6 protein-coding genes are annotated in these 16,677 nt (G+C 37.4%); all 6 read left to right on the forward strand.

The genetic code is table 11. The annotated features are described in order from the left end of the window. Positions 1–57 precede the first annotated feature (57 nt). Positions 58–3,531: a PD-(D/E)XK nuclease family protein gene (locus AC3B6Y_RS08615; protein WP_489790996.1), complete on the forward strand. Its 3,474-nt coding sequence runs from the start codon at positions 58–60 to the stop codon at positions 3,529–3,531. Then, positions 3,531–7,214 (forward strand): helicase-exonuclease AddAB subunit AddA, encoded by a 3,684-nt coding sequence (gene addA / locus AC3B6Y_RS08620; RefSeq protein ID WP_489790997.1) that lies wholly within the window; start codon positions 3,531–3,533, stop codon positions 7,212–7,214. The genes AC3B6Y_RS08615 and addA overlap by 1 nt, the downstream gene beginning before the upstream one ends. 5 nt (positions 7,215–7,219) lie before the next feature. Beyond that, entirely contained in the window at positions 7,220–9,991 is a 2,772-nt protein-coding gene (locus tag AC3B6Y_RS08625; protein ID WP_489757652.1) for a helicase C-terminal domain-containing protein, read from the forward strand. Then, complete coding sequence (locus AC3B6Y_RS08630; RefSeq protein ID WP_489757653.1) at positions 9,988–10,464, forward strand: cell wall elongation regulator TseB-like domain-containing protein; 477 nt, start codon at positions 9,988–9,990, stop codon at positions 10,462–10,464. Before AC3B6Y_RS08625 ends, AC3B6Y_RS08630 begins: the two co-directional genes overlap by 4 nt. A gap of 197 nt (positions 10,465–10,661) precedes the next feature. Beyond that, positions 10,662–11,957, forward strand: a complete 1,296-nt coding sequence (gene asnS, locus AC3B6Y_RS08635) for an asparagine--tRNA ligase (RefSeq protein WP_489790998.1) — start codon at positions 10,662–10,664, stop codon at positions 11,955–11,957. A gap of 433 nt (positions 11,958–12,390) precedes the next feature. Further along, positions 12,391–16,581, forward strand: a complete 4,191-nt coding sequence (gene cas9 / locus AC3B6Y_RS08640) for a type II CRISPR RNA-guided endonuclease Cas9 (protein ID WP_489790999.1) — start codon at positions 12,391–12,393, stop codon at positions 16,579–16,581. Positions 16,582–16,677: the final 96 nt, after the last annotated feature.

Genomic DNA, 16,677 nt, shown 5'->3' on the forward strand with positions numbered 1-16,677 from the left:
ACAATTTAGACTTAAAACGCACCTTTTCATCGTTAAAAGTTTATCCAGGAGGTTTTCATGTCATTAAAATTAGTTTTGGGTACGATGCAAAAAGACAAGCACGCTTTAATGTTAAAAGACTTAAAGCAGCAACTAAAACAGTATCCGCAAGATAATTTTATTTGGTTAGTGCCAGATCATGTGAAGTTTGAACGGGAAGTGCAGATTTTAACGCAATTAAAATCCGCTCCCCAACAGATTATTGCAACCAATCGGCTACAAGTTTTTTCTTTTTCCCGCTTGGCGTGGTATTTTTTACGCAACGATCCCATTTACCAAAGTCCGCAGTTAACCCAGACAACGCAAGTGATGTTATTAGCTGATATTGTGCAACAACAAGCTGGACAATTACATTTGTACGGCGGTGAGGTTAAACATATTGGTTTTATTCAAGATTTACAACAACAACTAGATAATTTCATCAAAAATCATATTACGCCGCAACGCTTACAGATGATGGCACAAGATATCTCACAAACTGGTGATTTGCATTTAAAGCTATTAGATTTAAGTTTAATTTACGAGCAATACTGGCAAAAGATCACGACGAATTATAATGATGAGCACCAGTTATTAACATTGTTAACCCAGTTTTTACGGGCTGATCCCCAACAACAGCAGTTACATTATTTTATTAGTGACTTTACACAATTTTCGGCAGAGGAATTATTAGTTTTACAGGCTATTTTGACTCATGCTGCGACTGTCGAAATAAGCCTGACCTTAGATCATCCGGTTAATGATCAACAAACAACGCCTTTTTTTCAACGCCCCCAACAAGTCTTTCAATGGTTGACGCAGACTTGTCGCCAAAGTGGCGTTGCTTATACAACACAAGTGGCTCAAACTCGACGAGTAACGGCGGATTTAGCTTGCGTGGAAGACTTTTGGATCGCCCAAAATACTCAATTAACGCATCCACAACCGGAACAATTGCAGGATGATAGTTCAGTACAAATTTGGCAAGCTAGCACGCAGCAACAAGAGTTATTAGCAGTGACTACTTATATTCGACAGTTGGTGGCGACTCAAGGTTACCGCTACCGTGACTTTTTGGTTTTAGCACGGAATTTAACGGATTATCAACAAATAATTGATCCGTATTTTCAAAATCAAGGCCTGAGTTATTTTGTGGATTTACCACATTCGATGCGTGATCATGCATTTAAAGATGTTATTGATAGTTTATTTGCTTTAGTGCAAAATAATCTGCAATACGCTGATATTATGCGCTTATTGCGGACGGAATTAGTAGTACCGCAAAATTTGACCTTAGAACAGTATCGTCAGGCAGTTGACCTCACAGATAATTACTGTTTAGCACATGGCTTACAAGCCAGGGATTGGCTTGCGGCTAAAGACTTTGCGGCGTTAGGGCAGCATCCGACAACAGAAATTCAGCATCAATTTAAACAAATTAATACGATTAAGCATTTGGTGGCCCATATTTATCACCAAGTACAACAACTAGTGCAACAAGAAATCACTGTCCAACAAGCTTGCAGCCAGTTATATCAATTACTAGTTGATTTACAAGTCTTTGCTAACCTCAAACAATGGGAAACAGCTGCCATTGATCAAGGAAATTTAGCGTTGAGTCAACAGCCAGAGCAAGTAGTGAATACTTTCGTACAGATTTTAGACGAATTTGTCGACTTATTTGGTACTCAGAAGTTTGCGGCTACTGAGTTCTTAATTGTTTTGGATAATGGTTTTGATGAAGCTCAGTATTTAACTATTCCGGCGGCGTTAGATGCTGTCCAAATCTCGGGTTTAGGAGCACAGCAAGTCGCACAACGAAAAATTACCATTATTTTAAGCGCTAATGACCAGGATATGCCACAAGTTAATGAAGCGGTGAGTTTGTTTAGTGATGATGATTTAGCGGCCTTACAACCTTTACTGGCTAGTGATGAAACACTGCCACCCACTAAAGAACAGTTAAATAGTTTTGAACCATATTTACATGATCTGGCCTTTTTAAGTAGCAGCCAAAGATTAATTTTTACTTATGCGCAAACTAAAAATGAAGCTGCCGTCCAATTATCACCCTATGTGCGAATCTTAAAGCAGCATTTTCAAATTACTGAACAAGTGGTGGACTTTGTGGAACCTACTTCACCGACTGCGGTTTTACAATTATTAGGTAGTCCCGTTTTGACAGCGGATCATTTGTTAGCTGTTTATCGTCATAGTAAAACCCAACAAATTCCTGTCGCCCCAGCTTGGCAGGCCATTAAAGACTTACTTTTTCAATCTGATGGTGCCGCTCAGCAGTACTTGTCTAAAATTTGGTCCGGCTTATCTTATCAAAATATTGCCGTTCCGTTAACAGCCCAAATTAGTCAACAATTATACGGTCAAGAATTGACAGTCTCCATTTCTCAACTTGAAACGTTTTATCAGAATCCTTACGAATATTTTTTGAAATATGGTCTAGGATTAAAGCCGCGTCCAGAATTTAAAATTACGCCAGCTAATCAAGGAACATTTTTTCATGAGGTGATGGACTTAACGGTGAAGCAATTACAAATGAAAGGTATTGCGTGGAGTGAATTGCAAGCAAAACAGTTACAGACAATTGCCCAACAAGTTATTGAACAAGTCTTGGCGCAGCCAGCTTACCAAATCTTTTCGCACAATGAACAATTCATCCAGCAACGGATGGTGATGACGGTTCAACAATCGCTGGAAGTTTTACGGCAACAAGCTCAGGATGCACAATTTACCCCGTGGAAAACCGAGGTAACTTTTGGGCAAGTTGGGGCGCAACATGATTTGCAACCTTTGCGCCTAGAATTAGCGGATGAGCACCAAATTATTGTGCGGGGGCGGATTGATCGGATTGATCAATTGGAAAGTGCCCCGAACTATTATTTTGTGGTTGATTATAAATCTAGCGCTCGAGATTTTGATTTTAAAAAGTTTTATGCCGGTTTAGATTTGCAGATGATGACTTATTTAACCAGTTTATTAAATGATTCGTCATTATTTAATGGCGCAATGTTACCGGTTGGTGGTTTTTATTTTCATTTACAAAATCCCGCAGTCAATGTTGAAGATTTGAAAGGCGATTTGAGTCAAGCGGCTAATTTGTGGTTTAAACAGTATCAGTATAAAGGTTTGATTATTGACGATGGCAAGAGTGCCTTAGCGTTAGATCCATCAATTGATGAGACAGCGTCACAAGTTTTTCAAATTGGAAAAAAACATCGGGTTTTAGCTAGTAAAGTGGTGAGTCCGACCCAATTTCAACAGATGGTCGATTTTAATCAAAAGTTGATTAAGCAAGCAGCTCGCCAAATTTTTCAAGGTGTTGACGCCATCAGTCCCTTACGTTTAAACCGGCAACAAACCACTTTGCAATATAGTGATTATTTGCCAATTATGCAATTTGATGCCATGTTACCGGAAAATCAATATCGAAATTTAACCAAATTGAATAAGAAAAAATTCTTTGAGTTGTTGCAGCACGAAAAGGAGCAAAAGTAATGACAGAATTTAGTCCGACTGCAGATCAACGCCAAGCACTAATGGCTACGGGCAGTGATATTTTGGTTTCAGCGTCTGCTGGGGCCGGCAAAACTAAAATCTTAGTGGAACGTATTGTTCGGCAATTGCAACAGGGTGAACAGATTGAGCACTTATTAATTGTCACTTTTACTGAAGCAGCGGCTCAAGAAATGAAGCAGCGCTTATTACAACAAGTTCAGCTGGCGGCTCAACAAGCTACCAAGCCACAATTAGTGCAGCACTTACGCGCCCAATTAGCTAAAATTCCGGGCGCTTCTATCAGCACTTTGCATGCCTTTTGTTTACAAGTAATTCGTAAATTTTATTATTTAATCGACTTAGATCCAGTTTTTCGTTTGTTAAGTGACTCTAATGAACGCTTTTTGCTCCAAGAACGGGCTTGGCAGCACGTTCGCAGTGCGTATTACCAAGCCGCCGATAGTGACTTTCTAGCATTAGAAAATAATTTTGCCACGGGTAATGACGATAGTGAAGTGGAAAATTTATTTTTTAAATTAACCGACTTTGCGTTAACTAATGAAAATCCCCAACAGTGGTTGCACCAATTAGCCGCGGATTATCAAGTAGTTGGTGACGTGAGTGCCGCCAATTTTTATCAAAAATATTTTTTAGATTTTTTGGAACAACAATTGCATTATCTAATTGTACAAGTCAGTGATTTAGCCGAACAAGCTACTAATTTTACGGAGCTAAATGGTTATCAAACCAGTGTTGAGACGTTGTTACAGCAAGTTAATGCGTTATTAACTGATCTCAAGCAATTAAAGTGGGATCAGTTGCGCCAACGCGTTTTAGCATTAACACCGATCAAGGGACGGGCTAAAGCTAAAAGTGATAGTAGCATTGTGGAGCCGTTTAAAGCTAAGAAAAAAATCGTGAGTCAATTAATCCAGGAATGGCAATATAAGTATTGTGTTTTAGATAACAATCAATGGTGCCAAATTTTACAAGCTAGTGAACATTTAATTGATAAAGTGGTAGAAGTTGAAGAGTGCTTTTTAACGGCTTTTCAAAAACAAAAGCAGCGTCAACATAGCCTAGACTTTAATGATTTGGAACATTATTGTTTAAAAATCTTGCAGGTGGATTATCAAGGACAACAAGTTGCCCGAGAATATTATCAAACTTTATTTCACGAAATTTTAGTAGATGAGTATCAGGATACTAATCCATTACAAGAAGCAATTATTCAACAAATCAAACAGTCAAATCCCGGTAATTTATTTATGGTGGGCGATGTTAAACAGTCAATCTATGGTTTTCGGCAGGCAGCACCATTTTTATTCACGCATAAATTTCAAGCCATGCAACAAGACCCAACTGTTGGTCAATTGATTAATTTAACGACTAATTTTCGCTCACATCCCAATGTTTTAGCCACAGTCAATGAAATCTTCCGTCATATTATGGATCAAACCTTAGGGGAGGTCGACTATGACCAAACGGCGCAGTTGCAAGCTGGTAGTCAGTTTCCCGCCAAGTGTGATGCTACTAGCGAGGTGTTGTTCTTACAGCAATCTTCCTTGACTGCGAGCCATTTGACGAATGAACAAGCACAAATTCAATTGATTATTCAACGCATTCAAGAGTTAAAAGCGGCTAATTTTCAAGTTTATGATCGGCAAACGCAAAAATTACGTTCCCTCCGTTATAGTGATATTGCTATCTTGACGCGGGTAAAAAGTTTGAATAATGATTTAATTGAACAATTTAATCAAGCACAAATTCCGATTGTCGTTCATGATGCTGCTAATTATTTTCAGGCAACCGAAGTGCAAGTCATGTTGTCGATGTTAAAAATTATTGATAACCCTCAACAAGATATTGCTTTAGTAGCAGTCTTGCGTTCGGCCATTGTTGGTTTAGATGAAAATGAATTAGCGTATTTACGGATTAATCAACGTGGCGATAATTACTATCAACGAGTAGAACATTATTTAAAAGATCGAGAGTATAACCAAAAAAATGCTTTTGCGCAGCGCTTAACGCAAAAAGTGACGACTTTTATGGAGCAATTAACCAGTTTTCGCAGATTAGCACCGAAAATTAGTTTGGCCGCCTTAATTTGGCAGGTTTATTTAAAGACGGGATATTTGTCTTATGTGCAAGGAATGCCTAACGGTTCCCAACGGGTCAGCAATTTGCACGCTTTGTACCAACGAGCTGATGAATTTGAGCAGCAAGGATTTAAGGGACTGTTTCAGTTTATTCATTTTATTGAACACATTGAAGATAACGATCAAGATTTGAGTCAACCAGTTGAACACCATGGACAACAAGATGAAGTGCAGGCCTTAACGATTCATGGTAGTAAAGGCTTGGAATTTCCGCTTGTCTTTGTTTTAAATCTGGATCATAGTTTTAATTTGATGGATGTTAGAAAAGGGTATTTATTAGATGCCCAGCAGGGCATGGGAATTAAGTATTTAGATACAAAAAACCGTATCTTTTATGAAACCTTGCCGATGACCGCTTTAAAAGCTAATCAAAAAAATAAGGTTTTGTCAGAAGAAATTCGCTTGCTTTATGTAGCATTAACCCGAGCTCAACAAAAGTTGATTTTGGTGGGGTCAGTTAAAGATGATCCGGAAGTGGCGTTTGAAAAATGGCACCTAGGACTAACTGGCGAAACAACCGTTTTAGATATTGGTTTGCGGACCAATTTTCATTCGTTTCAAGAGATGATCCAGCCCATTTTGGCCTTAGCCGGCACGTTGAAACAGCAAGCTGAAACCATAGTGATTGAACCTAAAAAAAATAGTAATTTTCAGTTTGTGGCCCGCTTTATGGCAGTTCCATTAGAAAAGAAAAAGCCGCTACTAACACCCCCCAATGATCAAACACCTGCGACTAGTGCACCAGTAATGGATGATCTTTTTCTGAAAACTGCGCGGCAAATTTTAGGCTTTCAATATCCTCAACAGATTGCCACCACCACGACTGCTTATCAATCCGTCTCCGAAATCAAGCATTTATTTGCGAATCCCGATGATCAAACTTTACCCACTTTAGATTTACAAGCCCAGTCAACTTCCGGTCAACGTTATGTCTTAAATGATTTTAAGCGGCCGAGGTTTTTAAGTCAGGATAAATCCCAGGTGACACCAGTTGATGTGGGGAGTGCTACGCATTTGTTATTGCAAAAAATCACTTTAACGCAGACCCCCACGCAGCAAGATTTTCAGGCTTTGGCCCAACAATTAGTGGCACAAAAGGCGTTGAGTGCCAATGTGGCGCAACAGATTGACTTTGTCAGCTTAGAAAACTTCTATGCTTCTACTTTAGGACAGCAGATTATTGAAAATCAAAAAACCTTACACCGAGAATGGACTTTTTCGATGGTTTTGCCGGCCCAACAAATTTTTCCCCAACAACAACTAGGTGATGATCAAATTCTAGTCCACGGAATCATTGATGGTTTATTTGTTAATCAAGCCCAACAAGTAGTGTTATTTGATTATAAAACTGATCACGTTAATTTACGGCAAGCTACAGGGGAACACTCAGTCCAACAAATTGTACAGAAATATTCGGGGCAGCTCAATTTGTATCAACAAGCAGCCCAACAAATTTTGCACTTACCGGTAGTAGATAAATTCCTTTGTTTATTGTCCGTTAATCAAATAATTAAGGTAAACTAGACTGTATGAAGAATAAAAAGTATGTTGTGGTTGATTTAGAAACCACGGGAACTAGTCGTCAAGATAATGATCGAATTATTCAGTTTGCAGCGGTTGTGATTGAAAATTGGCAAATCCAAGATCAGATTACTTTTTTAATTAATCCAGAGCAACCAATAACTAAACGAATTAGTAATTTAACCGGAATAACTAACGAGCAACTGCAACAGCAAGCGGTTTTTCAAAAACATGCCCAGTCCATTTTTGAATTATTAAAGGATGCCACTTTTGTGGCGCATAATGTTAATTTTGACTTGCCCTTTTTACAGTCTGAATTAACTGCGGCCAATTTACCTCAACTTAATTGTGCGGCGATTGATACGGTGGAATTGGCGCAAGTGTTGTTACCGCAGGCGCCTAGTTTTAAATTAGTTGATTTGACACGTTATTTAGAGATTGATCATTTAGCACCGCATCAAGCTGACAGTGATGCCTTAGCAACAGCCATTTTATTTTTAAAGTTACGCGAGCGCTTGTTAAAATTACCAGCGCCCACTTTAAGATGGTTGGTCAAAGCAGCACCAAACTTTTTACGACAGACTGGGGACTTTATTACGCAAGTGGCCCAGCCGTTATTGAATGAGAAGCAAAGCCTACCGAACAATTTAGTGATGAGCCACCAGATTGTTTTACAAAAACCGTTGAGCACGAGTGCAAGTTTCTTGTCGTCCGCTACTTTTCCGGTGACTAAAAAACAGAAATTAGCATTGTTTAAAGAACAATTACAATGGCGTCCACAACAGGCTAAATTGATGAACTTTGTTCAACGTAAATTGACGCAAGAAGCGCCTTTGGCACTAATAGATGCCCCGACGGGGTTAGGCAAAACTTTGGGTTATTTATTGCCAGTTAGTTATCAGTTAGATCAAGGTCAAAAAATAGTCGTTGCCACTTCAACAAAGTTGTTGCAACAACAAATTTTAACAAAGGACTGGCCGCAAATTGAACAATTGCGACAGCGTCATTATGAAGTGGCGCAGTTATCTAGTGCACAGGATTATTTAGATTTAGATAATTTTTATCGGTTATTAACCCAAACGACAAAAGGTCGGCAAACTAAATTATTATTGCTGAAAATTTTGGTGTGGTTGACCCAAACGACCAGTGGTAATTTACAAGAATTAAATATTACAAATGATCAAACGGAAATTTTTCGTTTATTACGCAGTTCGGGTCACCGCACTAGTGGTTTATTTATGGAATATGATTTTTGGCACCGCCAATTACAAACAGCCCGACAAAGTTCTTTAATTGTGACCAACCAAAATTATTTATTACGGCATTTGGATTTAGATGTTTGGCAAACTGCTCAGAGCGTGATTGTTGATGAGGCAGCTAATTTATTACAACAAACTTTACAACCGCAAGCGCAATTCAATTTGGCAACGACGCAAACAGCACTGAAACATTTGAGTGATTTATTGTACCAAAACCGGGTTCTATTACGGCAATTTTTTCAACAAAATCGCTGGCAATCGTGGCGTTATACGAATTTGACCGAGTTTGAACAAAAGTTTGGCGAATTAACAGCTAGTTTGCACCGCTTAAGTGCAGATTTAATGACTAATTATGTCAAACAAAAGCTAACTTTGCAGCAGAGAAGTGGGTCTGTGCAACTAGGAATTTCACAGACGGAAATTCAGGCGACGACAATCACTTATTTGCAGCAATGTTCACAAGCTCTTCAAGCTTTATTAGCGGTCGTTTTGCCGTTGCTCAGATTATATCAAGCAACGAAACGTAATTCTTTACTAGCTGTTGACCGTTTGTTACAGCAAATTACTAATGAGTATTTATTATTGCAACAGCAGCTACAACAATTAGAATCAATCATCCAGCAGTTGACCAAGCAGCAGACAGGCGGGGTTATTATCACGATGGTTGATTATCATAATTGGGATAGTTTAACATTAGCGACGCAAGTTTTTAATCAACGAGCAGTGATGGACGCATTAAAGGACCGGTTTGCTACGGTCATTTTGTTAGGAGCAGGCTTAAAATATCAACATAGTTTTCAAAACTTTTTGCAGCAATTAGGTTATACAGCGCCCATTGCTCAAAAAAATAAGTTAAGTTTACAAGCTGATTTTCCCGTAGCAACGCGTTTAAAGGTTTATCTGCCAAGTGATGCTAGCGCCCCCGCCAAAACTGATTTTGCTGCAACTTTAGGTCAGCAATTGGTAGAATTGCTACGCTCACAGACTACGCAGACGTTGATTTTATTTAATTCTCTGCGGACTTTGCAAGCAGTTTATCAAGCTGTGCAAATAAGCGGGTTAACTGATGAACGTGAGGTTTTAGCACAATCAATTTCGGGTTCTAACCGGCGGTTACAGAAACGCTTTGCTTTAAATCCTACAGCGATTTTATTAGCGACAACTAGTTTTGGTACGGGCTTAAATTTAGCTCCGCAACATTTAAAATTAGTGATTATTACGCAATTGCCATTTGAAGCACCGGATGATCCGTTTGTGAAAGCTAAAAATCAATATTGGCAACGTCAAGGTCATAATGCCTTTCAAGTGGAAAGTTTGCCGACGGCTGTGCGTCGCTTGAAGCAACAAGTAGGACGTTTAATTCGCGGTCCCAAAGATCAAGGTACGTTAATTTTTCTAGATCAACGCTTGCAGACGGCACATTATGGTAAACTAATTTATCAAGAGTTAGATTTACCGCTATTACGGACAGATTTAACTGTTGCACAAATCAGTCAACAACTAAGTGTGGTGAAAAAATGAAACGACAATGGAAAAGTTCGTTAATTTGGGGCGGAATTATTGTAGTAATTGCTATCTTAATTGGTAGTTTATACTTAATGGTGCTGCCACATAGTTCTGCTAAAAAGCAAGCCATTAAAGTAGCGCAAACCCAGGTCGGAATTGAACAAGTTAATTTTTACTCCGAATTTGACCGCCAAAAGCAATATTTTACTGTCGGTGGTAAAAATCGCCAACAGCAATATTTTTATGTTTTGATTAATGGTCAAACGGGTGCTGTTAAAAGCATTGCTGGTAGTCCTCATTTGGTACAGCAAGTCCAACAAACGGTTCAGGAGCATCAACATCCCCAAAAAATTAATAAGGTGGCCCTGGGTTATGATAAAAAGCGGCTGGTGTGGGAAGTAACCTATCGGAATAAGAATCATACGTTAGGCTATTATTTGATCAATTTTAAAAATACGAAAATTTTACAAGTAATTAATAATTTGTAGCTTGTCTTGGAAAAGCAATGTTGGTTCAAACTGCTGATCTTGGGAGCACTGTAAAGAAAATGGAAAATTTTCCCCCAGCTGTAAAATGAACAATGCACCTAACCAATCTGGTCAAGATCTGCTATAATTTTTAATAGACGAATAAATTTTAATCATTAATTATAAGTAATGAACAAAAGATTACTGGAGGCTAAGTAGTGGAAACAATTCGAATTATTGATGCCAAGGATCATGTTAATGAAGAAGTGAAGATTGGTGTCTGGTTAACTGATAAGCGTTCATCAGGTAAGATTGCTTTTTTGCAATTGCGTGACGGTACAGCCTTCTTTCAAGGTGTTGTGGTGAAGAATGATGTTGGTGAAGAATTATTTGATGTTGCTAAAAAGTTACGTCAAGAAACCAGTTTTTATGTTACTGGAGTTATTCATCAAGATGATCGTTCACATTTTGGTTATGAAATTGAAGTTTCTAATTTAGAAGTTATTGGTGAAAGTGAAGATTTTCCCATTACGCCGAAAGAACACGGTATTGAATTTTTATTGGACCATCGCCATTTGTGGTTACGCTCACGGCGGCCCTTTGCTATTATGCAAATTCGTAATGAAATTATTGATGCCACTTACCGCTTCTTCAAGCAGGAAGGCTTCATTAAAATGGATCCGCCGATTTTGACGGGAACGGCACCCGAAGGAACGACGGAATTATTTGAAACGGATTATTTTGATAATCCAGCTTATCTTTCACAAAGTGGTCAATTATATATGGAAGCTGGGGCCATGGCTTATGGCAAGGTCTTTTCTTTTGGACCAACTTTTCGGGCGGAAAAATCCAAAACGCGGCGGCATTTAACCGAATTTTGGATGATTGAGCCGGAGATGGCTTTCATGCATCAAGAAGAAAGTTTACAGGTACAAGAACGCTATATTAGTTATTTGGTTCAAGCGGTCTTAGACCATTGTCAGTATGAATTAAAGTTATTGGATCGTGATCCGAAAATCTTGGAACGCTATACTAAATTACCTTATCCGCGGATTTCTTACGATGAAGCAGTAGAAATGTGTCAAAAGGGTGGTTTTGATATTAAATGGGGCGACGATTTTGGCTCGCCCGAAGAAACTTATATTTCTGACCAATTTGAACAACCAGTCTTTGTTTTAAACTATCCCAAAACTATTAAGCCATTTTATATGAAAGAAGCGCAAGATCGTGATGATGTTTACGTTTGTGCCGATTTATTAGCACCGGAAGGTTATGGCGAAATTATTGGTGGTTCTGAACGGGCAGTTGATTATGACAAAATGAAAGCTGAGATGGAAAAAGAAGGCATGAATCTGGATGATTATGATTGGTATCTAGATTTACGCAAGTACGGTTCTGTGCCGCATTCTGGTTTTGGCATGGGCTTAGAACGGGCTATTACGTGGATTTGTCATTTAGATCATTTGCGTGAGGCTATTCCGTTTCCACGGATGATCAATCGATTGCGGCCATAAGTAATAAAAATAAATTTTGAATTTGAAGATGTCGATGATAGAACTTTCGGCATCTTTTTTTTGCGATTTCAACTTGAATAATTAAAAAACTAAAATTCTTCTTGGACAGTCTTATTCATGTAACCTTAAGCTTTAATTTGAAAACTAAAAATTTTTGTAATAAAAAATAAGTTATGCTTTGTGGATGAAAAGGGAGCTAATGAATTAATTTTAACTAGATTGTCGAAAAATAATTTTATTCAATCTGCAACTAAAATTTTAAGTAAGAGTAAATTCAGTACTTCACCTAAGTCATTATCAGATGGTTACAGACAAGTAAAAACTTTAGAAATTAATTCATTCAAAATTAATTGTCTTTCTTTACATTAAAATACTATAATATAAAATGTTGAAGTATTTTCATTTAATTCTAGATATAAAGGGAGATAGATTAATGACCAAAGTTAAACAAGACTACATAATAGGCTTAGATATCGGAACTAATTCCTGTGGTTATGCCGTAACAGATTCTAAAAACCAATTATTACATTTACAGGGTAAGACAGCCATTGGTGCAAGACTGTTTGAAGAAGGAATCTCTGCGGCAGATCGTCGTAGTTTTCGTACGACGCGCCGCCGGTTGAAACGGCGCAAATGGCGCTTAGGATTGTTAGAAGAATTGTTTGCTACTGAAATGACGCAAGTGGATCCATATTTTTTTGCACGACTGAAAGAATCAGGGTTGTCACCCTTAGATTCTAGAAAAAGTGCCCAGGCGATTATTTTCCCAACGCCTAAGGAAGATCATGCATTTTATCACGAATATCCAACAATTTATCATTTACGGCAAGCTCTAATGACTCAAGATCGCAAATTTGATTTGCGTCTGGTTTATTTAGTAATTCATCATATTGTAAAATATCGGGGAAATTTCTTACAAAACACATCCGTGCAGAGCTTTAATGCTTCCAAAATTGATGTGCAATCAACTTTAGAACATTTGAATAATATTTTTGCAGCAATTAATGTAGAGCACCCACTACAATTAGCCATTGAGAATGCTGCAGCCATTGAAGATGTACTACGAGATTCAAAAAAATTTAAAGCAGATAAGTTAAAAGAAATCACCGCACTGTTGATAACTAATAACCCAGATGACACTAAGGAAACTATTAAAACCAATAAAGCAATTGCTAAGCAAATTGTAAATGCTATTTTGGGTTATAAAGCTTCTTTTGAAGTGATTTTAGGTCAAGAGATAGATACGGATGCAAAAAAGGAATGGGAATTTAAATTAATTGATACAGATGCTGATGATAAATTGGCAGCTATTGTTGATCAGTTGGACGACCAACAACAGGCTATTATTACAGAGATTAAGCAATTATTTGGGGCCGTAACTTTAAGTACTTTAGTCGATGAAGGCAAGACTTTATCGGAAACAATGGTTAGAAAGTATGAAGATCATAAAAAAGACCTTAGTTTGTTAAAAAAGGTAATCGCTAATCATTCGGATTCCCAAAAGGCTAAAAAATTAAGTTTAGCTTATGACTTATATGTAAATAATCGACACGGCAAGTTATTAGAAGCCAAAAAAGAATTTAACACAACTAAGGAATTAAGCAAAGACGAATTTTATAAAAATGTTAAAGCTAACTTGGACGATTCTGACGAATCTAAACAAATCTCGACGGAAATAGATTTAGATACTTTTATGCCTAAGCAACGCACTAATGCTAATGGAGTCATTCCGTATCAATTACATCAGATTGAACTGGATCGGATTATTCAAAATCAAAGCAAATATTACTCATTTTTAAAGGAACCTAATCCCGTAACTGAGCATTTGAACCAAGCTCCTTATAAATTAGACGAACTAGTGCGTTTTCGCGTGCCCTATTATGTAGGACCAATGATTACCAATCAAGAACAACAAAAAAGTTCAGGAGCAAATTTTGCGTGGATGATTCGTAATAGCCAAGATCCTAATCCGAATGAAGCCATTACACCGTGGAACTTTGATCAAAAAGTGGATCGCATGGCTACCGCTAATCAATTTATTAAGCGTATGACCACTAAAGACACTTATTTACTAGGTGAGGATGTTTTACCCGCCAATAGTTTGTTGTATCAAAAGTTCACGGTGTTAAACGAATTAAATAATATTAGAGTTAATGGCCAACGGTTAAAACCTTATATTAAACAAGATATTTATAATCATTTATTTAAGCAACATAAAACAATTTCTAAGAAGAGATTGTCTGATTATTTACAGCAGAATTATCACTTACCAACTGTTAAAATTGAAGGTGTGGCAGACCCAACCAAATTTAATTCCAGTTTAGCGACTTACTACCAGCTTAATAAGCTAGGTGTTTTAGGTGATAAGCTAGATGATCAGAATTATCAATTGGACTTGGAAAAAATTATTGAATGGGCAACAATTTTTGAAGATCGTGAAATTTATCAAGCTAAGTTAAAACAAGCTCAACAATCAGAAATTGCCTGGTTAACAGATGAACAAGTTAAAGCTTTATCTAGTTTACGTTATCAGGGCTGGGGACGCTTGTCACGGAAGTTGTTAGTCGGTCTTCATGATCAAAATGGGCAAAATATCATGGAGCAACTGTGGGATAGCCAACAAAACTTCATGCAGATTGTTAAGCAACCTGATTTCAAAGTTGCAACGGAACAAGCTAATGCTAATTTGATCCAGGATAATCAAACTGATGCCATTGAAGATGTGTTAGCAGATGCTTATACTTCGCCTGCCAATAAGAAAGCAATTCGCCAAGTTATGAAAGTAGTAGCCGATATTGTGAAAGCCGCTGGTGGCAAGACGCCTAAGCAATTTGCAATTGAATTTACTCGTGAGCCAGAGAAGAATCCGCAGTTGTCTAAGCAACGGGGCAAACAATTACAGGAAGCTTATCAAAAGACTGCCGGTCAATTGGTGGAACCAGGCTTAGCCGAGAGTTTAAAGCAAGCCACTTCTAATAAGCAACTAGTGAAAGATAAATATTATCTGTACTTTATGCAAGGTGGCCGGGATGCTTACACTGGTCAACGAATTAATATTGATGAAATTACTACGGGTTATCAGATTGATCATATCTTGCCTCAGTCATTTATTAAAGATGATTCTTTAAATAATCGAGTTTTGACAGCTTCAGCAAATAACAATGCTAAATCGGATAATGTTCCATTGAAGCTTTTTGGTTCAAATTTTGTTCCTGATTTGCAGATGAGTGTTGTAGCTATGTGGAAGCAGTGGCAAAAAGCCGGTATGATTAGTAAATTTAAATTGAATAATCTATTATTAGATCCAGATAACTTAAATAAATATCAACGTTCTGGCTTCGTGAATCGACAATTAGTCGAAACTAACCAAGTGATTAAGTTAGTTACCATCATTTTACAGACGAAATATCCCAATACTGAAGTTATTACCGTTAAGGCTAGCTATAATCATGAGTTAAGAAAACGTCTAAATTTATACAAGAGTCGCTCGGTTAATGATTACCATCATGCAATTGATGCTTATTTAACTGCAGTTTGTGGTAATTATTTGTATCAAATGTATCCGAAACTTCGCCCACTGTTCGTTTATAACAAGTTTAAAAAAATTAATTCTGATCCGGAACAAGAACGCCAAAGTATTAAAGAGTTGAGTAGTTTTAACTTTATTTACTTGTTATTGCAAAAAGACAAACCTAATCAGCCAGCACCAGAGCAGCTGTGTCGCAAAGATACAGGTGAAATACTTTTTCAAAAGCATCCTGATATTTTTGATCCCTTACGGCGAGCTTATAGTTTTAAACATATGCTGATTTCGCGGGAAACTTACGTTCAAGATCAAGAAATGTTCAAGATGACGCTTTACCCAAGGCTGGAGCGTGATACAGCTAAATCGCGGAGTTTAATTTCAAAAGCTCAAGGAATGGATCCTAAAATTTATGGCGGTTATTCAAATAATACAAAAGCTTATATGGCTATTGTCAAAATTGATAAAGCTAAAGAATCAACTTATAAAGTGGTTGGGGTTCCAATGCGGACTTTAGAAAAGTTAAAACAGGCTCGTAATACAGCAGAACATGACGCTCTTTTGAAGCGAGAATTAGCGAATTCGATTTTAAGTAAACGAGGCGTTAAAGATTTTTCGATTGTTAAGGGTAAAGTTCCATATAAACAAGTTGTTGTAGATGGCGATAAAAAGTTCATGGTAGGATCTTCTGTTTATATGTATAATGCAAAGCAACTGACTTTGTCTAATAAAGCCATGCGGGTTATTACAAAAAACTTTATGACTAATGATGACGAAAATCAGCTATTAATTGCAACGTTTGATGAAATTGTGTCTAAAGTTGATCAATATTTAACATTATTTGATACTAGAGGCTTTAGAAAAAAACTTCATGATGTGAGGGATAAATTTATTAATATATCGGTTGAAGACAAGCTAAACGTCATTCATCAAATTTTGCAGGGATTACATGATAATTCGGTTAGCTCCAGCTTCTTAGGCATTAAGGACTTTGGTAAGACTGAATTGACTGCTGGTATAACCTTATCTCCCGATGCTAAATTAATCTATCAATCACCATCAGGCTTATTTGAAAAGCGGATTAAGATATCTGATTTATAAGCAAGAAAATAGAGAATCCGCGATTGGATTCTCTATTTTTGAACAATAAAAAAATCCCAGCCATAGGGTTAGGGATAAGTGTTGAAACTTTGCATT

This window comes from Bombilactobacillus sp. ESL1092, assembly GCF_058107465.1.